This is a genomic window from Pelagibacterium luteolum (assembly GCF_900100665.1).
GTDB lineage: Bacteria > Pseudomonadota > Alphaproteobacteria > Rhizobiales > Devosiaceae > Pelagibacterium > Pelagibacterium luteolum.
The window spans coordinates 341,746-364,040 of the sequence record NZ_FNCS01000003.1; the positions used below are offsets into that span (position 1 = coordinate 341,746).

Genomic DNA, 22,295 nt, shown 5'->3' on the forward strand with positions numbered 1-22,295 from the left:
GTTCCCGGCCAACAGCGAGAGCGTCATGTCAGATCAGTTTACCCCCTACGCCTTGGTCGCGGACGATGATGCCCTCATCCGCCTCGACGCCGTATCCATCCTCGAGGACGCCGGCTTTCGTGTTCACGAAGCCAACAATGTCGAGGAAGCGCTGGCCATCCTGGACGCAGCGCCAGCGTCGATCCAGTTGCTCTTTACCGATGTCCATATGCCCCCCGGGGCCCGCACCGGGTTCGATCTCGCCCGCGAATGCGCGGAAAAATGGCCCCATGTGGGCATCCTCGTCGCCTCCGGCATGGCCAAGCCGCGCCCCGGCGACCTCCCCGACGGCGCGGTTTTCATCCAGAAGCCCTTCAGCGCCGACGTCGTCATCGAACACCTCCAGAATATCCTCCCCGACGGCAGAAAGCCCGAACGCCTCCTCAAACGCGCCACATAGAGCCGGCAACCCGATACGTGACACGCCGCCCGGCAGCCCCTAACCTCCCCAGCGACTCCAAATCTCAAGGTTTGCTCAGTGCCGGCTGCAGACTCTTTCACGCTCAAAACCGCGCGCACATCCGCGACCTTCGGCTATGGCCCCGCCGGCGCGATCGTCGAAATCGCCGATCCGCTCCCCGAGTCCTATTGGGCCCATCCGGCCAACGCATGGTCTCAGCTCATGGCGTCCCGCATCCCGGGTCTCGAAAACATCTGGCTCAAATATGAAGGCAGCCATCTCAGCGGCTCGTTCAAGGACCGCATCATGGCCGCCAGCCTCGGCGAACTTTTAGCCCGCCAGCCCGATTGCCCCGGAATCGTCGTCCCATCGAGCGGCAATGCCGCCATATCGGCCGCCGCCCTTTGCGCCCGACGCGGCCTGCCCATGGTCGCAATCGTGCCGACCACCGTTCCCATCGAGCGCCTCCGCCCGGTCACCAGCCGCGGCGCTATCCTCATTCGCGCTGGAGAAGGGCCGAGCCAGTCCTACGCCCTTGCCGACCGCCTGTCCGAAGCCCTCGGTTTTTTCAAGCTTTACTCGACCTTCGCCTCGCCATGGGCGGAATGGGGGTGCCGCGCCATCGGCCGCGAACTCGCTGGCCAGATGACCCAACCCATCGCTCGCATTCTTGCCCCGGTCAGCGCCGGCCCGGTCCTCATCGGCACCGCCAACGGCCTTGCCGAAGCCGGCCTGCCGCTGCCCCAGCTTGTCGCCGTCCAGGCCGCCGGCTGCGCGCCCATCGCCCGCGCCTTCGCCCTCGGCCATGATGATGTCGCACCGTGGGACGATTCCGTCGAGACCAAAGCCGCCGCCATCGCCGATCGCCTCGCGGGCTACCCCCAGGACGGCACGCGCGTCCTCAACGCCGTCCGCGCCAGCAACGGCTCTGCCGAAGCCGTCACCGACCTCGAGCTCGCCTCCGCCCGCGCCGCCCTCCTCAAATACGACGGCCTCGATGCTGAATTTTCCGCCTGCGCCGCAATCGCCCTTTTGATGCGCGAACCCCATCTCGCCACCCCCGGCACCGTCGCCATCATCACCGCATCGGGCTTTAAACACACCTACGCCGGAGACGCGCCCACCCCGTCCCCGGACCTCGCAATCCTTGACACCCTCAAGACGATCCTCGCCACCCTCGCCCCCGAGGCCAGCATCGGCGCCTGAACTCTAACTCCGAGGCCGCGTAAAATTGTCCTCGAAATGCTCGACCAGGGCTTCGAAGCGCGGCTTGTCTCGTGCCGGGAAGGTGATTTCGAAAGCCGCGAAGGTCTCGTGATCGGGCGAGAACAGAACTTTTGTGTAAAAGATCGTGTCGTCCAACGCGCCATCGTCATAATAGCCCGACAAAACGAACCAGGACTCCCCTCCAGCGCGATACGTCGTCGTCGCTGCGCGCGCAGCCGTTTCCAGCTGGGCCTCCAACGCCGCGCGCGTCATGCCCTGCGCCGACCCACCATTGAGGTTGATGGTAGCCACCCCGCCGATCTCGCTGAGCGCAAGTCCCGGCGTCCCCTCCGCATCGACGACCTCAAAAGCCCCCAATGGCAAATCCGCCGAAAAGCCATAGACGGGGTCGATATAAGGCTCCCACCCATACCCACTCTGCGCCAGCGCAGACGGTGTTCCGGCCATCAACCCAACGACAACCCCCAGTGCAGCCAGTCTCAACATCTCTCACTCCAGAACAGTGGGACCTAATTCCCAATGTCCCGGGTCCGGGAATGTTCCTGTAAGCATCGAGACATACGTCCGATGATATGGCGGCTTTGGGGTGGCAAACGGACGGTCTGCTTTCCGGCAGACACCTCGGAAAGCAGACGCCTCACGGAATGCGTCACCGGCCCCAGCCGGATGGCCGGCGGGGCAAATCACTCACAGCGTCAAGGTCAATCCATGGCAGTGAGTGCTTCAAGCACCGTGTGCACGGCATTAATCCGTGCTGGCATGAACACGTTCTTGTTAGCGAGCATAACGACGCCGATAGCTTCCTCTGGAACAAAGGCCACGTACGCGCCAAAACCGTTAGTTGACCCGGTCTTGCCAAAGAGGGTGGCTCCTGACGCTCCCTCATCTGCTGCCAATGCCGCAGCTGGGTTGGGCTCCATCGCCATAGTTCTGGAATTGCCCGCCAGAAGTTCCTCCGCCGTCAGCGGATATGGCATCTGCTCCCACCCCAGGCCCTGGGTCATAGGGCCAACCTTGAAGTAGCCTACGTGCGTGGCTTCGATGGCAGGCTGCAAATCTGGATCAAGCACTTCGGGATGGATGTTTGCATCCACAAAGGCGATCATATCCTCGGCGCTGGACTTCACCCCATAAGCCTCGTCGTCAAAAGGGCCGGGATTGACCCGGATGGGTTGATTGTTGGCGTCATAGCCCCAGGCGTACGAGGCAATGTGGCTTTCCGGCACCCGAACGAACGTGTGATCTAGGTCCAAACCCGCCAAGATCTTTTCTTCCAGCAGTTTGGAAAATTCGTCGTCCAACGCGCGTGCTGCCAGATGGCCAAAAAACCCGATGCTGGGATTGGAATAGCGCCGGACTTCACCCGGGGCCGCATCGGGCTGCCACCCGGCGAGATAGGACAAAGCTTCTTCGTCCGTGGCGATGCCATCAGGGAACTGGAGTGGCAGCCCGCCGGCGGTATAGGTTGCCAGATGCGCCAGTGTGGCTTTGTCGATAGGCGATCCCTTAAGTTCAGGGATGTAGCGCGATGCCGTCTCATCGAGTGTGAGCTCGCCTCGCGCCAGAGCATAGCCGCCCAGTGCTGCCGTGAAAGTCTTGCTCACCGAACCAAGCTCGAAAATCGTGTGCTCGGTGACCGGGTCTCCGCTCTCCAATGAGGAGACCCCATAGTTAAAGAAGTGGTGCTGGCCGTCGATGGTTATGGCTATTGCCATGCCGGGGACGTCGTACTCTTCCATGAGCGGCGCGAACGCGTGATCGACGGCAACAGCAAGTTCGGGGTGATCAGCCGCATTTACCAGAACAGGGCAGAAGACGAGGCACGCTGGCAACGCCAGATTGATGAAGTGACGCATCATTTTTCTCTTTCCAGTTTGTGTAAATTTACACGCGGCGGAAAAGACCGCGGCTGCGTGACACCATTGGGGCAGCGCAAAAGGCTGTCACTCATGATGGTTTATGGTGGGTAAATATCAACACGCTGTCCCCACCTGCATCTCATAGCCTAAAGTCTTCCAAATTCAGAGACTGTCTGGTGGTGCCTGCGATCTGCGCCCCCCCACCCGCCTCACAGGCTTGAAGCCGCACTGGGAGAGGACCACGCGGAACCCAATCCATTTTGCCTCAGTTGATACTGCTGGCAGCTTCGAGGATTTCACAGATTGGCTGCTAAAGACCGCTTTGGGGTCGAAACCAGCCCCCTACCCCGCCCACCGCTCCATCAACAAACACCGCCCCCAGTCCGTCTGCCGCACGTCCTTGCGCACGAACCCCAACTTCTCATAGGTCCGGATAGCGCGGGCGTTGTCGGGATGCGGGTCGGTGCCGATGGCCGGGGCGCCGGCGGCAAAGAGCTGATCGATACGGGCGCGGATAAAACCAGTGCCATGCCCCCGCCCGAGCATGTCGGGCTCGCCGATAAACTGGTCGATGCCGCGCGACCCCGGCGGCAGATGAAAAAAATGATGCCCCTCGACCGCGTGCGGATCGTAATCCTGCATATAGGCAAAGGACCGCCCCTCGAACGAGACGATCCACCTCTCGACATCCGGTTCATCGAGATCGTCGGCCATGATCGGATCGGCGGGATTGCCCTCGGCATCGATCCACCATTGGCGCACCGCCGGCGTCTCCAGCCAGCGATGGATCATCGGAAGATCGGAAACCGTAACAGGGCGAAAACGATAGGCCTGCATGGCGCGCGCTCTCCCTGCGCTTGCCGCCGGGGCGCCTGAACTCTAGTTCAGCTCCAGCCCAAGCATCTCGATCCCCAGCCGCGAGCGCATGGCGCGGCGTTTGTCGGTGAGGTCGGCAATCGTATAGGAGCGCAGAACGGCAAAGAACGCTTCGAGCGCTTCGTGCAGCGCGGCGTTCAACTCACACCCGCCAACCAGCGGACAGCTCGTCTCACCACCTTCGAAACATTCCGCCAGCGCGAAATTTTCCTCGGTGAGCTTGATGACGTCGAGCAGCGTGATTTCCGACGCCGCCCGCCCCAGCCGAATGCCGCCATGCCGACCACGCACCGTGTCCAGCAGATGGTTCTCGACAAGCGGCTTGATCAGCTTGAACAAAAACAGCTCGGATATGCCATAGGCCTTGGCGATGTCGCTGACGCGCGAAAGATCGGGCGAATTGATCGCGCAATACATGAGCGTGCGAACGGCATAGCTCGATTGGCGTGTCAGTCTCATGGATAGACCCTTGCTCGACGCGGCGCACCGCATTCATCTCTTGAATCGCACCATAACCCCAGACGCGATCCGCGCAAACATTATAACAATTCTAAAGTAAGTCAATTAAACCTGACGCCGCTGTTCAGGTTTGAGTGGCGCAGCACCCCCACCCCACCTGTTGGTCCTCCCCCTCCCGTCACCCTCGGGCTCGACCCGAGGGCCCAGCAAGCACCCGCCCCAACCAACACCTGTCATCCCGGCCTTGCGCCGGGACCCAGTATCCTCCGCGACAAATGGCGCCCCCAGCATCCCACCAACCTCGAGCATACTGGATCCCGGGTCTCCGCCCGGGATGACACCTGTGGGCTTGCCCCCACACAGCCACCAGCCACCCGTCACCCCACCCCCACCCGTCACCCTAGGGCCCGACCCGAGGGCCCACGCAGCGCCAACCCCAACCACCGCGCCCGCCCCTTCCCTTTCCCTCACGCTTGGCTACGATCCCCACCGCGAATCGTAAGGAGCAGAATTTGGCCCGCAAGATCATCATCGATACCGACCCTGGACAGGACGACGCCGTCGCCATCCTCCTGGCACTTGCCTCCCCTCAAGAGCTTGACGTCCTGGGCATCGTCGCCGTCGCCGGCAATGTGGGTCTTGCCCAGAATGCGAAAAACGCGCTCAAGATCGTCGAACTCGCCGGTCGCCCCGAAGTCCCCGTCTTCGCCGGCTGCGCCCGCCCCCTGACGCGAAAACTGATCACCGCCGAACACGTCCACGGCCAGACCGGCCTTGACGGCCCCGATCTGCCCGAGCCGACGATCGCGCTCGAGGACCAGCACGGCGTCGATTTCATCATCGACACCATCCGCGCCGAACCCGAAGGCACCGTCACCCTCTGCGCCCTCGGCCCGCTCACCAATATCGCCATGGCACTCATCAAGGCGCCCGACATCGCTCCGCGCATCGCAGAGATCGTCCTGATGGGCGGCGCCTATTTCGAGGTCGGCAACATCACCCCTGCCGCCGAATTCAATATCTATGTCGATCCCGAAGCCGCCAAGACCGTGATGGCCTCGGGCGCACCCATCACCATCATGCCGCTCGATGTCACCCATCAGATGCTCGGCACCCCGGAGCGCATCGCGGCCTTCACATCGGCGGGCAACGCATCGGGTGCCGCCGTCGCCGCCATGCTCGGATTTTCCGAACGCTTCGATCTGAAAAAATACGGCTGGCCCGGCGCGCCCCTGCACGACCCCTGCGTCATCGCATGGCTGCTGGCGCCCGAAATTTTCGAAGGCCGCTTGTGCAATGTCGAAATCGAATGCGCGAGCGAATTGACCCGCGGGATGACCGTCGCCGACTACTGGCACGTCACCGATCGTCCCCGCAACGCGACCTTCATTCGCAGCGGAAATTCGGATGCGTTTTACGCCCTTCTGGCCGAAAAAATCGCCTCGCTCCCATAATTTCCGCATTGGGGGCCACAAACTCAAGAATTGGAACACCGCACATAGCCGGGCTTCTCCGATCTCGAGCCATATATGCGGGGTTGTGCGCCCCGCATATGCATCTGCGCTGCCCATGCTGGGCGGCGCGGAATTTTTACCGTTTGGTCGGGAAAAGTCGCCCCTTGGTTGCTTTTCGCTTTGTAAAGCGCCCGCTTTCTGGTTTTCTGTCGCGATCAACCGGCCGCGCCAGTTGCGCGGGGCATGACGGCCGGACACGAAGCACGCGTTACAACAATGGGTTAAGCCGCATTTATGGTGCATATTCTTGAGCTGAGGGACATCCATAAATCCTTCGGCAATCTTGAAGTCCTCAAGGGCGTTTCCATTACGGCGAACGCCGGCGACGTCGTGACATTGATCGGGTCGTCAGGATCGGGCAAATCCACACTGCTGCGCTGCATAAACATGCTTGAAGTGCCCAATCAGGGCCATGTGCTGGTTGATGGCGAGGAAGTTGCCCTTTCAAGCGAAGGCCCCGACCGCCACCCAACCGACGCCGCCCAGCTGCGCCGCGTGCGGTCCGAATTAGGCATGGTTTTTCAATCCTTTAACCTCTGGTCGCACCTGACGATCCTTGAAAATGTCATGGAAGCGCCGCTGCGCGTTCAAAAGCGCAACGCCGACGAAGTCAAAAGCCAGGCGCTCGAACTCCTTGAAAAGGTTGGCATTTCCGCCAAGGCCGATGCCTTCCCAGCCCAACTCTCAGGCGGCCAGCAACAGCGCGCCGCCATCGCCCGCGCCCTCTGCGTCAACCCCAAGATCATGCTGTTCGACGAGCCCACATCGGCCCTCGACCCCGAACTCGAAGTGGAAGTTCTCCGCGTCATCAAGATGCTTGCCGACGAAGGCCGCACAATGATGCTGGTGACCCATGACATGAAATTTGCCCGCGAAGTCTCCGATAAGATTGTCTTTCTCCACCTCGGCAAGATCGAGGAACAAGGGACGGTCGAAGAGATTTTCGGGGCCACCAAATCCGACCGGCTGCGCCAGTTTCTGAGCGCCGCAGGACACGCCTGACCGGGGCGTCAACCATCATGCAAAGGGACCCGGTCGCAAACGCCAACCAACCAATTGAGGGAACTCGATAATGAAAAAGGCACTTATCGCCGCCGCTGCACTTGCAGCTCTCACATCCGCCGCACATGCCCAGGACACCCTGCGCGTCGGCACGGAAGGTGCATATGCACCCTGGAATTTCGTCAATGATTCCGGCGAGTTGGCCGGCTACGAAATCGACCTCGCCAATGCGCTCTGCGAGCACACCGGCATGACCTGCGAGATCGTCCAGAACGATTGGGATTCGATCATCCCCAACCTCGTCGCAGGCAACTACGATGTGATCATGGCCGGCATGTCGATCACCGACGAACGCCTCGAGACCATCAACTTCACCCAGGATTACTTTCCGGTCGACCCCTCCAAATACATCGTTACCGCAGGCACTGAAGTCGACTTCGACAACATGAGCGGCATGCGCATCGGCGTTCAGGGAAACACCATCCAGGCCGCCTTCGTTGAAGAAAACTTCGCTGACGGGAACACCGTTGTGTCCTTTGCCACCTTCGACCAGTCGATCGCCGATCTGGCTGCAGGCAATGTGGACGTGGTGCTCGCCGACGGCTCCTCGCTCGAGCCCGTCGTTGAAAATTCCGGTGGTGCCCTTGAATTTGTTGGCGAAGATGTCGCCGTCGGTGGTGGCGTCGGCGGTGGCGTCCGCAAGGAAGACACAGAACTTCTCGCAACGCTCGACGAAGCCCTGACCGCGCTCAAGGCCGATGGCACAGTCGACGCCCTGCGCGCCGAGTGGTTCGACGGCGTCGAAGCCGCTTACACCGAGTAATCTCAATCACGTTCCCGGCGGCGGCGACGCTGTCGCCGGGCACATCTCGCAAGGGGCATGGGCGTGGAATCGGAAGCCTTCTGGCTTTACGATCTTGTGGGCGAAGACATCGCCTTCTGGATCGGCTACCTCACGAACGGCAAGCACCTCAACTGGTACGCCAGTTTTCGCTTCACCATCATGGCCGCGGTCTTTGGCGCCATACTGGCGCTTGTGTTCGGTCTATTGGGTGCGATGGCCAAGGCCTCGCGCTTTGCGCCCCTGCGCGCCGTAGGATCGGTCTATGTCGGTATGGTGCGCGGCATACCGGACGTATTGTTCTTTCTGTTCTTCCCCCTCGCATTCGAGCAGGCTGTCGAATGGGTCTTGGCGATGCAGGTCTGCACACCTGAATCCATTGCCGCAACCCAGGCAAAGTGGCCGCCCTGCCGCGAAGCGAACTGGCTGCTGACGACCAATCAGTACCTGATCCTCGCCTGCGTTTCGCTCGGCATCATCTACGGCGCCTTCACCGCCAACGTCATTCACGGCGCGATGCGCGCGGTGCCCAAGGGGCAGCTGGAAGCAGCCCGCGCCTATGGCATGAGCGACTTTCAGGTCCTTACACGCATCCATGTACGCCAGATGTGGGTCTATGCCCTTCCCGGCCTCTCAAACGTCTGGATGCTGCTGATCAAGGCAACGTCGCTCCTGTCACTGCTCCAGGTGGCCGATATCGTCTGGTGGGCGGGCCAACTGGGCTCTCCAAACTTCCTTCCTCAAGCCGGCCTCGTGCATGGCGACTGGCGCTGGGCTTATTACATCGCCCTTTTCGTCTTCTATATCCTTGTGACCCTGCTCTCGGAAAAGGCCTTCAACAGGCTCAATCTCTGGGCGCGTCGCGGCATGCCGGAGGAGGGCTAGGCGATGACCATCATCGAAACGCTGCTCCGCGAAATCCCGAAATACGCCGAGCCGGCCCTCTTCAACCTTTACTTTGCTGCCGTTTCGCTTCCGATCGGCTTTGCGTTCGCGCTGCTGTTTGCGCTGGGCAAAACGTCGAAGAACCCGATCATACGCGGCCTGGCATCGGCCTATGTATACGCCTTCCGGGGCTCGCCGCTGTTTATCCAGTTCTTCATGTTCTATTCGATCATGCTGGCCCTCAACGCCGTTTGGTGGCGCCCGATGGGCATTTCATGGCTCATGATGAACCCGCTGTTTATCGGGCCCCTGGCACTGGTGATGAACACCACAGCCTACACCGCCGAAATCATCTATGGTGCCCTGCGCACCGTCCCGCGTGGTGAGCTTGAGGCGGCCCGCGCTTACGGCATGACGCCTTATCAAGTGTTTCGGACCGTCACTTGGCCCAATACGATCCGCATTGCGTGGCCCGCCTATACCAATGAGGTGGTGTTTCTCTTCCATGCGACGGCGCTGGTCTATTTCACCTTGCCCGTGATCGATGGCCAGCGTGACATCATGAATACCGCCCGCAATTTCTTCGAACGTGACTACAACGCGTTTCTGCATTTTTCCGTCGCTGCGCTATGGTTCCTGGCCATCTCGATGGTGATCTTTTTCATCTTCGGGCTGGTCTATGAGCGCCTGATGCGCCACATGCCCAAGGAGAGGACGGCAAGCCGCCCCCGTCTCCGCTTCGGTCCCAAATACATCCGGTAGCCCATGACTTTCGAACGCATCACCCGCCGCATCGACGCCGATGCACCCGGCACCACGACCGAGTTGACGATCTTCCGCATTGGGCCGGCGGACGCCAAAACCAAAATCTACATGCAGGCCGCGCTCCACGCCGACGAACAGCCTGGCATCATGGCGCTCCACCATTTGCTGCCTCTGCTTCAGGCCGCCGATGAAAAGGGCGATCTCTCCGCGCGGTTTTCGGTCCTGCCCATGGTCAACCCGCTGGGCATGGGGCAGCACCTGTTCCATAGCCATATCGGCCGCTACGATTTCCGGTCGGGCACAAATTTCAACCGCCGCTGGCCGGATTTGTTTGCTGCAATCGGGGACAGCGTTGGACGACGGCTTGGAGACGATGCGGAGGCCAATGTCGGTTTGATCCGCGATGCTATTCGTGACTGGCTGGAGGCACAGACGCCAGTCACAGCAATGCAAAAACTACGGCATCTGGTGATGACCGAAGCCCATGACGCCGACTACGTCCTCGATCTCCATTGTGACAACGAAGCGCTGGTCCATCTGTTTGTTACGCCGGATTCAATGGCCGAATTGCAGGAACTGGCGGACCATATGGGGTCGGTCGCGCAATTGACTGCGGAAGATTCCGGTGGCGGTTCCTTCGACGAAGTCTGGCCATCCCTCTGGACGCGCCTGCGGGCCGCCCACCCAGACACGCCCATCCCGTTTTCCGCACGCGCGGCCACACTCGAATATCGTGGCCAGCCCGATGTTTATGACGACATGGGCCGCGACGACGCGCGGCGGCTATTCAATTTCCTTATCGCCAAGGGATTTGTCTCCGGCACGGCACCGAAAGTGGCCCCGGCGCCCGCGCCGCTGCCGCTCAGCGCAACTGAAATGTTGCGCGTCGAACAAGCCGGGCTTTTGGCCTACCGCGTCGAACTCGGCGACGTTGTCGAAAAGGGTCAAGCCATTGCCGATCTCATCGCGCTCGACGGCCCCCACGCCTTCACAAAGCGCACACCCGTCGTGGCCAACACCGCTGGTCGGGTTATTTCGCGCAATGTCGCGAAATATGTCGTTCCCGGCAATTCCATCGCCAAGATTGTCGGTACAGAGCCCATCCCCGGTCGCGAAGGTTATCTCTTGGAGGATTGATCCCGGACGGGCGAATAGACAAACCGCGGCATCTCGATCTTGAAGACGATCGCCAGCGTCCGGAGCGTGAACCCGATACCCATGGCGATAAGCGCGATCAGATCGATGGGCACACCCGCCTGCAGGCCAAAATAGAATACGCAAGCGGTGATCGCCGATACCGTGGCGTAAAGCTCGCCCGAAAAGAGCAGCGGCACGTCATTGCAGAGGACATCGCGCAAGACGCCACCGACGCAGCCAGTGATCATCCCCGCAACGATCACGATCAGGACCGGTTGTCCCATCTCCATGGCGACGATGCAGCCGGTGATCGTGAAAACCACCAGCCCCAGGGCGTCAAGCAGCAGGAAGATCAGCTTCAGCCTCTCCATCACGCGTGCTACGGCGATGGTGAATAGGGCCGCCGCGATGGTCACGAGCAAATAGGCGGGCTGCTCGACCCAGAGCAATGGATAATGGCCCAGCAGGAGATCGCGCGTCGTGCCGCCACCCAGGGCCGTGACGCAGCCCAGGACGCACACACCGAACCAGTCCATGTTGCGGCGTCCCGCCGCCAGTGCCGCTGTCATCGATTCCGCGGCTAGCGCGATGACAAATATGGTATGAAGCAGCATGGTGCCCTCCGACAATCTGGACTGGTGCCTTAATGACACCGACCATGGCCGCTAACACATTGCCCGTAAAGCACGATTGCGTTCGTCCGTGCTTTGCCGCTATCGTTGTGGCGCGAGCGTGGGAATCTCTTGGAAGGTCTGCCGATGGCGATCAAAGCCGCGATCTATCATCTCACGCACTACAAGTATGATCGGCCCGTAACGCTTGGACCACAGATCATACGCCTACAGCCCGCGCCCCATTCGCGCACCAAGGTGCTGAGCCACTCGCTCAAGGTCTCGCCGTCCAATCATTTCGTGAACGTCCAGCAAGACCCCTACGGAAACTTTCAGGCCCGCTACGTCTTCCCCGAACCGGTGACCGAGCTCAAGATCGAAGTCGATCTCGTCGCCGACATGACTGTCTATAATCCGTTCGATTTCTTCGTCGAGCCGGAAGCCGAGATCTGGCCGTTCGACTATCCCGAAGCGATTGCGCCCGATCTCGAAATCTATCGTAAGCCCGACCCGAGCTTTGGTCCGCTGTTCAAGGATTTGCTCGCGTCGATCGACCGGACGCCGCGCAATACGGTCAATTTCGTTGTCGACCTCAACGCGCGGCTGCAGAGCCAGATCGGCTATATCGTTCGGCTGGAACCGGGCGTCCAAACGCCTGAAGAGACACTGGAAAAGTCCAAGGGCAGTTGTCGCGATACCGGGTGGCTGCTGGTCAATTTGTTGCGGCATCTCGGGTTCGCGGCCCGTTTCGTTTCAGGCTATTTGATCCAGCTCAAGCCCGATCTCAAGGCGCTTGATGGCCCTTCGGGGACGGAAAAGGATTTCACCGACCTGCACGCCTGGTGTGAGGTTTTCCTTCCCGGCGCCGGCTGGGTGGGGCTCGATCCGACGTCGGGCCTTCTGACCGGCGAGAGCCACATCCCGCTTGCCGCAACGCCTCATTACTCCAATGCCGCGCCAATTTCAGGCCTCGCGAGCTTTGCCAATGTCGAGTTCGACTTCGACATGCAAGTCACGCGTGTCGCCGAGCACCCGCGCATTACCAAGCCCTTTTCAGATGCCTCATGGTCCGATCTGACCGCGCTGGGGACACGGATCGACCAACAGCTTGCCGATATGGACGTCAGGCTCACCATGGGCGGCGAACCGACTTTCGTTTCAATAGACGATTTCGAAGCGGCTGAATGGAACGCCGATGCGGTGGGGCCGACCAAGCGCGAAAAGGCCGATATCCTGATCCGCCGCCTGCAGCAGCGCTTTGCGCCGGGCGGGTTTCTCCATTATGGGCAGGGCAAATGGTATCCCGGCGAAACGCTGCCACGCTGGACTTTTTCGCTTTATTGGCGCAAGGACGGCGAGCCCGTCTGGTCCAATCCCGACCTTATCGCACGCGAAAAATCCGAGGCAACACCCACCCCTGAACAAGCAGAAGCCTTTATTCACGAGTTCGCGCACGCAATCGGACTGGATGGCTCGACGATCCAACCAGCCTATGAAGACCCCGCGGACTGGATTTTGAAGGAAGGCAATCTTCCCGAAAACGTCGATCCGTCCAATCCAAAGCTCAAGGACCCCGAAGAGCGTCAGCGCATGACGCGGGTGTTCGAACGGGGCCTGACCGAGCCCAGCGGATACGTTCTGCCGGTCCAGAAATGGAACGCTCCGGCCCAGCCGTCCAAATGGCTCAGTGAGGTCTGGAAGACGCGTCGCGGCAAGCTCTATCTGGCGCCAGGCGATTCGCCAGTCGGCTATCGCCTGCCCCTCGGTGCGCTTCCACACGTGCCCGAGAGCGAATACCCCCATATCGTGCCGGAAGACCCTTTCGTTACGCGCGCGCCCTTGCCACCCCGCGAGGCGATGCTGCCAGAGCCCGACGAACGCGATCTTCCTACCGCGAGCCTAGCTATCGACGATGTGATCGTTCAACCCCGCGTCGAGCAGGAAATCACCGATATCGAGGGCAAGGTACGGACGGCGCTTTCGGTCGAGCCGCGCGATGGTCGGCTGACCGTCTTTATGCCGCCCACAGAGCGCCTGGAGGACTATCTCGAGTTGATCGCAGCCGCCGAAACGGCTGCGGCAAAGCTCGGATTGCCTGTGCATATCGAGGGCTACTCGCCGCCGTCAGACCCGCGCATGAACGTCATGCGCGTCGCGCCTGATCCCGGTGTGATAGAAGTTAACGTCCATCCCGCATCCAACTGGGCGGAATGCGTCGCGATCACCGAAGCGGTCTATGAAGAGGCCCGACAGGCGCGGCTTGGTGCAGATAAATTCATGATCGATGGCAAGCACACCGGCACCGGCGGCGGCAACCATGTGGTCGTTGGCGGCGCGACGCCAAACGACAGCCCGTTCCTGCGTCGGCCCGATCTGCTGAAATCCTTCATCCTCCATTGGCAGCGCCATCCGTCGTTGTCCTACTTTTTTTCCGGGCTGTTCATCGGCCCGACCAGCCAGGCGCCGCGGATCGACGAAGCGCGGCATGACAGTCTCTACGAGCTCGAAATCGCGCTCGCGCAAGTCCCAAAGCGCGGCGAGGGCACGCCGCCCCTGCCCTGGGTCGTCGATCGGCTGTTCCGCAATCTGCTGGTCGATGTCGCGGGCAACACCCATCGCTCCGAGATTTGTATCGACAAACTGTTCTCGCCCGATGGACCGACTGGGCGCTTGGGACTAGTCGAGTTTCGTGGCTTTGAAATGCCACCCAACGCCCGCATGAGCCTGGCGCAACAACTCCTGATGCGCGCGCTGGTCGCCCGTTTCTGGAAGGCCCCGATCACCGGCAAGCTGGTGCGCTGGGGCACGCGCCTGCATGACCGCTTCATGCTGTCCCATTATGTGTGGGCCGACTTCCTCGATGTGCTCGACGATCTACGCGAGCACGGGTTCGATATCCATCCCGAATGGTTCGAAGCCCAGCTTGAGTTCCGCTTTCCCTTCTGTGGCGAGGTCACAGTGGCGGGACATACGCTCGAACTGCGCCAGGCGCTCGAGCCCTGGCACGTCATGGGCGAAACCGGCGCCATCGGCGGCACGGTGCGGTATGTTGATTCTTCGGTCGAGCGGATCGAAGTCAAGTTCTCGGGGCTCGAACCTGAACGCTATCGCGTAGCATGCAACCAACGCCCTGTGCCGCTGACGCCTACCGACAGTTCCGGCGTTTCGGTTGCCGGCGTGCGGTACAAGGCTTGGCAGCCCGCATCTGGTCTTCATCCGACCCGACCGGTCGATGCACCGCTGCATTTCGACGTCTATGACACCTGGACCGGGCGCGCGGTCGGCGGTTGCGTCTATCATGTCGCTCATCCGGCGGGCCGCAATTACGAAACGTTTCCTGTGAATGCCAACGAGGCCGAAGCAAGACGTCTTGCGCGGTTCGTGGCGTCCGGACATAGTGCCGGCTCTTATGATTTGCCGGCCGAAGCGCCCGCGCCCGAGTTTCCTCTGACGCTGGATCTAAGGCGACCTCACGAGTGGCTTTAGATGGATTCCCGCCTCTCCCGCGCCAGGCCGCGCAAGATGCCTGATCTGATCGGCGCTTATCGGCCGATTTCGGGCGTGTCCGATGAAATGGTCGCCCCCGATGGCACCGTCAAACCCGGCTGGCTGAAATTCATGACGGCGCTCGATGCTCTGGGCCATGAAGAACTGACCGACCGCTTCCAGCACGCCGACCAATACCTCCGAGACGCCGGCGTTTTCTACCGAATGTATGACGGGCTGGAACAGGGCGAACGAGACTGGCCGTTGGCCCATATTCCGCTGCTGATCGCCGAAACCGAATGGCGCCATATCGAAGCCGGTCTCGCCCAGCGCGCAGATCTTTTGGAGGACGTGCTCAGCGATATTTATGGCGACAACCAACTGGTGCGAGAAGGATTACTCCCGCCCGAGCTGATCGCGGGCAACCCGGAATTCTTGCGCCCCATGGTCGGTGTTCACCCAATGGGCGGACATCATCTGCACTTTTGCGCCTTCGAGCTGGGCCGTGGCCCTGACGGGCGCTGGTGGGTTCTGGGCGACCGCACCCAGGCTCCATCGGGCGCGGGATTTGCACTGGAAAACCGCGTAGCGACCACGCGCGCCCTTGCCGACATCTATGCAGATCTCAACGTGCACCGCCTGGCCGGCTTCTTCCGCGATTTCCGCAATTCGCTGACCGACATGGCAGGCAATGGGTCGGGCCGCGTAGCTATTCTGACGCCCGGACCGCTCAACGAAACCTATTTCGAACACGCCTATATCGCGCGCTATCTCGGTTTCTTGCTGGTGCAGGGGGAAGATCTCGTTGTCGTCAATGGCGAAGTGATGGTGCGCACGGTATCGGGGCTCAAGCCGATAACCGTGCTATGGCGCCGGCTCGATGGCAGCTTTACCGATCCACTCGAACTCAATCAGGATAGCCACATCGGCACGCCCGGCATCACTGAAGCGGTACGGCAAGGCTCGGTCGGCTTCGTCAATTCGCTGGGCGCGGGCATTCTCGAAACGCGAGCGCTTGGGGCATTTCTACCGGCCATTGCCCGGTCGCGGTTGGGGTCGGATCTCGCGCTGCCCAATATCGCCACATGGTGGTGCGGCGGAACGGCTGCGCGGGACTATGTGCGCGATAATATCGAGGACATGCTGGTCGGACCCGCGCTTTCGACGCTGCTCGCTATCGACGACGCAGGCGAGACATTGGCTGCAGCCGAACTCGACACGAAGGCGCGCGCGGACCTTCTAGCCCGCATCGAAGCCGATCCCAAGGCATTTGCAGCTCAGGAAGCCGTCAAGCTCTCGACAGCCCCCGTCTACGTCGGAGACGCGCTAGAGCCGCGCCCAGTGACCCTCAGGGTCTATGCCGCCCGCACAGCTAATGGATGGTCGATCATGCCCGGCGGATTTGCGCGGGTTGGCTATTCGCTCGATACCGCGGCCATCGCCATGCAGCGCGGCGGACAGGCAGCGGATGTCTGGGTGGTGAGCGACAGCGAGGTCGAACAGGTTTCGCTGCTGACAGGCTCCCAGCGCGCCATCGAACGCAATCCTTCAGGCAATCTGCCTTCGCGTGCGGGCGACAATCTGATTTGGTTAGGGCGTTATGCCGAGCGTTGCGAAGCCTCGGTGCGAATCTTGCGCTCCTGGCATCTGCGCCTTGCCGAACTCGGCCGAGAAGATAACCCGCTTCTGGTCGCCACGACCGAATACCTTGAACCTCTGGGCATCGATACCGCCGAGCCTGTGCCGGCGGGACTGCTGGCCGTCATCGACGGATCGGTGCGGTCGGCGAGCCAGATCCGCGACCGGTTCTCGCCCGATGGTTGGCTGGCGCTCACCGATCTTCAGAAGACGTCACGCCGATTTGCGCGTGCAATCAAGCCCGGCGACGACGCCACGCGAGCCATGACCGTGCTTTTGCGCAAGCTGGCAGGCTTTTCCGGCCTTGTGCATGAAAACATGTATCGGTTTGCAGGTTGGCGCTTCCTCGAAATTGGACGGCGCCTCGAACGGGGCATCCAGATCGCCGATATCGCCACCTGGCTTTGCGATCCCGACGCACCCGAGGGCGCCACAGAAATGCTGCTCGAGATCGGTGACAGCGTCATGACGCACCGCCGTCGATACGGGTATGGCCATGGCAATCTCGGCGCCATCGAGCTCTTGATCACCGACCCACTCAATCCGCGCTCGGTCATGTTCCAGCTGACCGAACTTCTGGCACAGCTCAAGGAATTGCCGCGCGGCTATGTCGATGGGCAATTGTCTCCGGCGGCAAAAGCTGCGCTCAAGCTCCAGACCGAGTTGGCGGTAATCGATGCGAGCGACGTCAGCGTCGAAACGCTCAATGCCATCAGCGCGGGTCTCGCCCATATCTCCGATCTCATCGCGGAGATGTACTTTTAGGCATGCTGTACGACATCAGGCTCAAACTCGAATACGCCTATGACGCCCCGGTTTCGGGCGGACGGCATCTGGCGCGGGTGTTTCCCGCCAACCTGCCCGGCATTCAGCGGGTCGTCGCGGCGGGGCTGACGCTATTGCCACAGCCGAGCGAACAGACCGAGTTTACGGACTTTTTTGGCACCCGTGTCGCATCGCTGACCTATCGCAGCCAGCACGATGCCCTCGAAATTGCGGTGGCCGCCAGAGTCGAAGTGCTGCGGAAATCGCCGGGCATCGATTTCTCTCCATCCCCGGAAAAGCTGGGCGACGAACTCGCCGCCACCTGGGACATGAGTGCGTTGTCGCCCCACCATTTTGTTGCTGCGAGCCCACGGGTGGATCTCGCCCCCGCAATCACCGAATATGCGCGCGAAAACATCGGCAAAGCGGTGACTGTCCACCAATTGGCCAACGATCTGTGCCTCCGCATTCATGCCGATTTCGCCTATGACGGCGAAGCAACCCTTGTCGATACGCCTGTTTCCGAAGCATTCGCCCTTAAACGTGGGGTGTGCCAGGATTTTGCGCACATCATGATCGCCGGACTGCGTGGACTCGGTGTGCCGGCCGGTTATGTTTCAGGCTTTCTGCGCACCATGCCGCCCGAGGGTGAACAGCGCCTGGAAGGCGCAGACGCTATGCATGCCTGGGTCAAGGTCTGGTGCGGCAGAGAGATGGGGTGGATCGAATTCGACCCCACCAACGCAATGCGGGCGGGACAGGACCACATCGTCATTGGCTATGGCCGTGACTATTCCGACGTAGCTCCGATCGTTGGCATGCTGCGTTCGGCGGGTGGACAGGAAACCACTCAGGCCGTCGACGTTCTAGAAGTCGCTTAAGCCCGCCCCATGCGGCGAGCCGCAAGCTTTTCCAATGCCACGAAGCCGTCATAGATCAAGACCGCCAGTGCGCCCACGATCAGGCCCCCCTGCAGGACGAACGCGGTGTTCCCCGACAGGAGGCCGGCGATAATCACCTCGCCCAAAGTGCGCGCTGCAACGGTCGAACCGATGGTGGCGGTCGAAAGCGAAATGACCACCGATAGACGAATGCCGGCTAGGATCACTGGGAACGCCAACGGCAACTCAACACCGATCAGTCGCTGCCAGCCGGTCATCCCCGTGCCCCGCGCAGCTTCACGGACCGATGGGGAAATGCCCGTAAGGCCCGTCAGCGCATTCTCAAAGATCGGCAGTAGGCCATAAAGAAACAGCGCCACGAGCGTAGGGCCCGTCCCAAAACCAAGCATGGGCACGGCGAGCGCCAGCACGGCGACGGGGGGAAAGGTCTGCCCGATATTGGCGACTGCACGAGAAAGCGGCAGGAATTCTTCACCGAACGGACGCGTGACCAGAATGGCAAAGCCGACGGCGATCACGGTTGCCAAAGCGGTGGCCACCGCGACGATGGCCAGATGGCTGAGGGTAAGCGAGAGGATCGAAGTCTGCGTGTAGATCGCGGGCGCATTGAACCGGGTCAGCGGCGCAAAGACCGGAGAAAATACCTGCGGCATGACGATGAACGTCGCCAGCAGAACAAGGACCAACACCCTTATGATCGTTGATATCTTCATTATGGCCGCGTGGCCTCTGCTTCGCATGCGGCGCGTGTGACCCGACCCACAATGGCCCCGTCGCGCTCCACAGGCAGTGCCTCGCGCCGTGACCAGAGCATTTCCGCATAGGCTTCACGTAGGGATGCAGCAGCGGTGATGGGCTTGCCGTCGGCAGGTCCGGGCCCAACCGCCTGCCCCGCGGTCTTGAGCGATAAAAGGCGAAATGCCCGATCACCCGATCCCAGCATGGCAAGGACAAAATCGTCGGCGGGCGCCGCGATGATCTCTTCCGGCGCGGCGTATTGGCGGACCTTGCCGTCGCTCATGACGGCGATCTTGTTACCCAGCTTGATTGCCTCGTCCATGTCATGGGTGACGAGGACTATCGTGGTGCCGAGCCGGCGCTGGATATCGAGAAGGTCTTCCTGCGCTTTGGCGCGGATTATGGGATCAAGTGCCCCGAAGGGCTCGTCCATGAGCAACACTGCGGGACCGGCCGCAAGGGCGCGCGCAACGCCGACCCGCTGCTTTTGTCCGCCGGACAGTTCATGCGGCATGCGGTGGCGATACGCTTCGGGTTCGAGCTGAAATAGCGTAAGCAATTCATCGACACGCGCGGCGATCTTTGCCTTATCCCAGCCCAGGAGGCGAGGAACGGTAGCGATATTGCGGGCAACATCGTGGTGCGGGAAGAGCCCGTGGCCCTGGATGGCGTAGCCGATCTGCCGGCGCAATTGATAGGGCGGCTGGTCGAGGATGTCCCTGCCGTCTATGCGGACGGTGCCCGATGTTGGCTCGACCAAGCGGTTGATCATGCGCAAAAGCGTGGTCTTGCCCGACCCGGAGGTGCCCACGATCGCAGCGATTTCACCATCGGCGACGGCCAAGGTCACGTCATCGACGACAGCCCGTCCATCATAGTGCTTGGAGAGATTTTCGATTTCGATCATCGGCTCGTGCTCTTTCGGCCCTGACTGAGTTCGACCCCGGCGTCGAGTATGATTGCCGCAGCAAACGCCATAACCACGGCGGGAATGGCACCGAGTAATACGAGCGGCATGGCTGTCTGGGTGATGCCCTGGAAGACGAAGGTACCGAGCCCGCCGCCACCGATCAGACCGGCGATAACGGCAAGGCCTATATTTTGAACCAATACGATGCGGATGCCGGTGAGGATGACTGGAAAGGCGAGCGGCAACAGGATTTGCGTAAGTCTCTGGCCGTTCGTCATGCCCATGCCTCTAGCCGCCTCGTTGGCATCGCGCGGCACGCCATCCAGCCCTACGACCGTATTGGACACCATGGGCAACAGCGAATAGGCAAAGAGAGCAACAAACGCCGGCGCATAACCAATACCCGCAATGCCCAGTGCGGCGGCCCCCGGAATATTGGCGCCTATCCATGCCATCGGCGCGATGAGCAGCCCAAACAGTGCAATGGACGGCACTGTCTGAACGACATTGAGGGTGCCCAGGATTCCGGCTCGCACGCGGGGGATGCGATAGCAGACAATGCCGAGGGGCACACCAATGGCGATGGCAGCCCCCACTGCGCCAAACGCGAGGAAAAGATGCACCTGCAATTCGCGCCAGAACGCGCCGGCGCGGCTCTGGTATTCTCGCAAGACATCGATATCGTCCCAAAGGCCGGACATCAGAATACCCGCGAGCCCTGCGAGCACCGATGCGAGAACGCCGATACGGGCGAGTGGTCGAAGCCCTAATCGCGCCAAAGCATCGGCACCGGCCAGCGCGAAAGCGAAGGCCATCAGCCAGAAGCCGGAACCGGCGGAAACGCGCGCGAAATTATCGCCTTCCGGGATGAGAGCGCTCGCGGCCAGGCCTACGAATATCGACAGCCCCAAAAGCGCTCCACCGCAGATGGCAAGTCGGACAGACAGACGCGTTCGGATCACAAGGGACGCTAACGCAATTCCTAAGACCGCTACCAGCGCTATACCTGAGTCCCCCAGCGCCTCCCATGCCCTGAGCGGTTCGCCCTGGACGATACGATTCGCGCGAAACAGCACGAAGGGCAGGACGACTAGGCCGACCAGCCCGATAAGCGCCACGACCATCCCGAGTTTATCGAGATGGACGCGCCGTGATGCTTGCGATTGCGCCAAGGCACTCAAAGTGAGGCGATCCGGCGCGACAGCTTTCGGCCGTCGCGCCCTTGATGGCTAGAGCAGACCGTTTTCGGAGAGGTAGCTCTGCGCCACCGCATCGGCAGGCTCACCGCCCAGTTGCACACGACCATTGAGCTCCTGAAGCACTTCAAGGGTCAAGCCCTCAAATACCGGCGCGAGAAGATCCGCAATTTGCGGATATTCTTCCAAAACATCCTGCCGGATAATCGGCGAAGGATTATAGACCGGCTGAACACCAAGGTCGTCTTCCAGAACCACCAAGCCGGCCGAGGCGATGCCGCCATCGGTGCCATAGACCATCGCGGCATTGGCGCCCGAGGTCTGGTTGGCTGCAGCCGCAATTGTCGCTGCGGTGTCACCGCCAGAGAGCTGGATCAGCTGATCCGAGGACAATTCAAACCCGTAGGTTTCCTGGAAGGCCGGCAGAGCGGGCGCCGACGTCACGAATTCGCTTGATGCCGCAAGGACGATCTCGCCGCCGCCAGCGATGTACTCACCGAAATCGGAAAGGGTCGAAAGCCCGTTTTCCTCGGCAATTTCCGAGCGCACGGCGATGCCCCAAGTGTTGTTGGCGGGCGATGGTTGCAGCCAGACGATGCCGTTTTCCTCAAGATCGAGTTCGGCAACGCGCTGATAGGCGGCCTCAGCATCGTTCCAGATCGGATCTTCGCCCTCGTTGAAAAAGAACGCACCGTTGCCGGTGTATTCTGGATAAATATCGATCTGGCCGGCCGTGATGGCCTCGCGAACGATGGGCGTGCCGCCCAATTGGATGCGGCTTTCAACGGCGATGTCGTTGGCCTCGAGCACCTGGTAGATGATGCTGCCCAGCACCCCGCCTTCAGTATCGATCTTGGACGCAACGACGACTTGTGCGGATGCCGAAGAGGTCAGCGCAGCGAAAACGGCCGCGCCTGCGATGGTAGATAGCAATTTCACGGATTTTCTCCCGGTCTGGCTCTGGTCAATTTTGGGGTTGCCCAGCCTACAGACTGAGAGCGGGATGACCACCCCTCGACCGGAAATAATCGTGAACGAATTTTGT

Annotated in this window: 20 protein-coding genes; 11 read left to right on the plus strand and 9 right to left on the minus strand. The window is 61.1% G+C overall.

Annotated features, from left to right (window positions below; all coding sequences use genetic code 11):
• Positions 1-25: 25 nt before the first annotated feature.
• Both BLR31_RS08160 and BLR31_RS08165 read left to right on the plus strand, forming a co-directional pair.
• On the plus strand, positions 26-439 hold the full coding sequence (locus BLR31_RS08160) for a response regulator (RefSeq protein ID WP_090594529.1): 414 nt from the start codon (positions 26-28) through the stop codon (positions 437-439).
• 78 nt (positions 440-517) lie between these two features.
• The gene (locus BLR31_RS08165) at positions 518-1,645 is read left to right on the plus strand and encodes a pyridoxal-phosphate dependent enzyme (protein ID WP_090594531.1); all 1,128 of its coding nucleotides are present in this window, start codon (positions 518-520) and stop codon (positions 1,643-1,645) included.
• A 3-nt stretch (positions 1,646-1,648) separates the two neighbouring features.
• Here the strand turns inward: BLR31_RS08165 and BLR31_RS08170 are convergent, their stop codons facing one another.
• From BLR31_RS08170 to rirA, 4 genes are all read right to left on the minus strand, one after another.
• Positions 1,649-2,152: a hypothetical protein gene (locus BLR31_RS08170; protein ID WP_090594535.1), complete on the minus strand. Its 504-nt coding sequence runs from the start codon at positions 2,150-2,152 to the stop codon at positions 1,649-1,651.
• Positions 2,153-2,367: 215 nt separating this feature from the next.
• Positions 2,368-3,522 (minus strand): class C beta-lactamase, encoded by a 1,155-nt coding sequence (gene ampC, locus BLR31_RS08175; protein ID WP_090594887.1) that lies wholly within the window; start codon positions 3,520-3,522, stop codon positions 2,368-2,370.
• 345 nt (positions 3,523-3,867) lie between these two features.
• Entirely contained in the window at positions 3,868-4,362 is a 495-nt protein-coding gene (locus BLR31_RS08180) for a GNAT family N-acetyltransferase (RefSeq protein ID WP_090594537.1), read from the minus strand.
• A gap of 42 nt (positions 4,363-4,404) precedes the next feature.
• Positions 4,405-4,860 carry an iron-responsive transcriptional regulator RirA gene (rirA, locus tag BLR31_RS08185; RefSeq protein WP_090594890.1) on the minus strand — a complete coding sequence of 152 codons (456 nt, stop codon included), beginning with the start codon at positions 4,858-4,860 and terminating at the stop codon, positions 4,405-4,407.
• Between the two features lie 512 nt (positions 4,861-5,372).
• Between rirA and BLR31_RS08195 the strand changes: the two genes are divergently transcribed.
• From BLR31_RS08195 to BLR31_RS08220, 6 genes are all read left to right on the plus strand, one after another.
• Entirely contained in the window at positions 5,373-6,314 is a 942-nt protein-coding gene (locus tag BLR31_RS08195; RefSeq protein WP_090594893.1) for a nucleoside hydrolase, read from the plus strand.
• A 294-nt stretch (positions 6,315-6,608) separates the two neighbouring features.
• Complete coding sequence (locus BLR31_RS08200) at positions 6,609-7,376, plus strand: ABC transporter ATP-binding protein (protein WP_090594543.1); 768 nt, start codon at positions 6,609-6,611, stop codon at positions 7,374-7,376.
• A gap of 70 nt (positions 7,377-7,446) precedes the next feature.
• Positions 7,447-8,199, plus strand: coding sequence for a transporter substrate-binding domain-containing protein (locus BLR31_RS08205; protein ID WP_090594546.1), 753 nt, complete (start codon positions 7,447-7,449; stop codon positions 8,197-8,199).
• A gap of 63 nt (positions 8,200-8,262) precedes the next feature.
• Entirely contained in the window at positions 8,263-9,102 is an 840-nt protein-coding gene (locus BLR31_RS08210; RefSeq protein ID WP_244504983.1) for an ABC transporter permease, read from the plus strand.
• Positions 9,103-9,105: 3 nt separating this feature from the next.
• Positions 9,106-9,864 (plus strand): ABC transporter permease, encoded by a 759-nt coding sequence (locus BLR31_RS08215; RefSeq protein WP_090594552.1) that lies wholly within the window; start codon positions 9,106-9,108, stop codon positions 9,862-9,864.
• A 3-nt stretch (positions 9,865-9,867) separates the two neighbouring features.
• Positions 9,868-11,004 carry a succinylglutamate desuccinylase/aspartoacylase family protein gene (locus BLR31_RS08220; protein WP_090594555.1) on the plus strand — a complete coding sequence of 379 codons (1,137 nt, stop codon included), beginning with the start codon at positions 9,868-9,870 and terminating at the stop codon, positions 11,002-11,004.
• Here BLR31_RS08220 and BLR31_RS08225 read toward each other — a convergent pair.
• Positions 10,986-11,618, minus strand: coding sequence for a trimeric intracellular cation channel family protein (locus tag BLR31_RS08225; protein ID WP_090594558.1), 633 nt, complete (start codon positions 11,616-11,618; stop codon positions 10,986-10,988). The two genes, BLR31_RS08220 and BLR31_RS08225, sit on opposite strands and share 19 nt — an antisense overlap.
• 144 nt (positions 11,619-11,762) lie before the next feature.
• On the opposite strand from BLR31_RS08225, the gene BLR31_RS08230 reads away from it, so the two are divergent.
• Genes BLR31_RS08230 through BLR31_RS08240 form a run of 3 tightly spaced genes read left to right on the plus strand, consistent with a single transcriptional unit; the run spans position 11,763 to position 18,385 of the window.
• On the plus strand, positions 11,763-15,101 hold the full coding sequence (locus BLR31_RS08230) for a transglutaminase family protein (RefSeq protein ID WP_090594896.1): 3,339 nt from the start codon (positions 11,763-11,765) through the stop codon (positions 15,099-15,101).
• Positions 15,102-17,504: a circularly permuted type 2 ATP-grasp protein gene (locus BLR31_RS08235; RefSeq protein WP_090594561.1), complete on the plus strand. Its 2,403-nt coding sequence runs from the start codon at positions 15,102-15,104 to the stop codon at positions 17,502-17,504.
• A gap of 2 nt (positions 17,505-17,506) precedes the next feature.
• On the plus strand, positions 17,507-18,385 hold the full coding sequence (locus BLR31_RS08240) for a transglutaminase family protein (protein ID WP_090594565.1): 879 nt from the start codon (positions 17,507-17,509) through the stop codon (positions 18,383-18,385).
• Here BLR31_RS08240 and BLR31_RS08245 read toward each other — a convergent pair.
• The 4 genes from BLR31_RS08245 to osmF form a co-directional block, all read right to left on the minus strand.
• Positions 18,382-19,119: an ABC transporter permease gene (locus tag BLR31_RS08245; RefSeq protein WP_090594568.1), complete on the minus strand. Its 738-nt coding sequence runs from the start codon at positions 19,117-19,119 to the stop codon at positions 18,382-18,384. The genes BLR31_RS08240 and BLR31_RS08245 overlap by 4 nt on opposite strands.
• Positions 19,119-20,051, minus strand: a complete 933-nt coding sequence (locus BLR31_RS08250) for an ABC transporter ATP-binding protein (RefSeq protein ID WP_090594571.1) — start codon at positions 20,049-20,051, stop codon at positions 19,119-19,121. The genes BLR31_RS08245 and BLR31_RS08250 overlap by 1 nt, the downstream gene beginning before the upstream one ends.
• Positions 20,048-21,178 (minus strand): ABC transporter permease, encoded by a 1,131-nt coding sequence (locus BLR31_RS08255; protein ID WP_090594574.1) that lies wholly within the window; start codon positions 21,176-21,178, stop codon positions 20,048-20,050. Before BLR31_RS08255 ends, BLR31_RS08250 begins: the two co-directional genes overlap by 4 nt.
• A gap of 105 nt (positions 21,179-21,283) precedes the next feature.
• Complete coding sequence (gene osmF / locus BLR31_RS08260) at positions 21,284-22,219, minus strand: glycine betaine ABC transporter substrate-binding protein OsmF (protein ID WP_425287221.1); 936 nt, start codon at positions 22,217-22,219, stop codon at positions 21,284-21,286.
• Between the last annotated feature and the right edge of the window lie 76 nt (positions 22,220-22,295).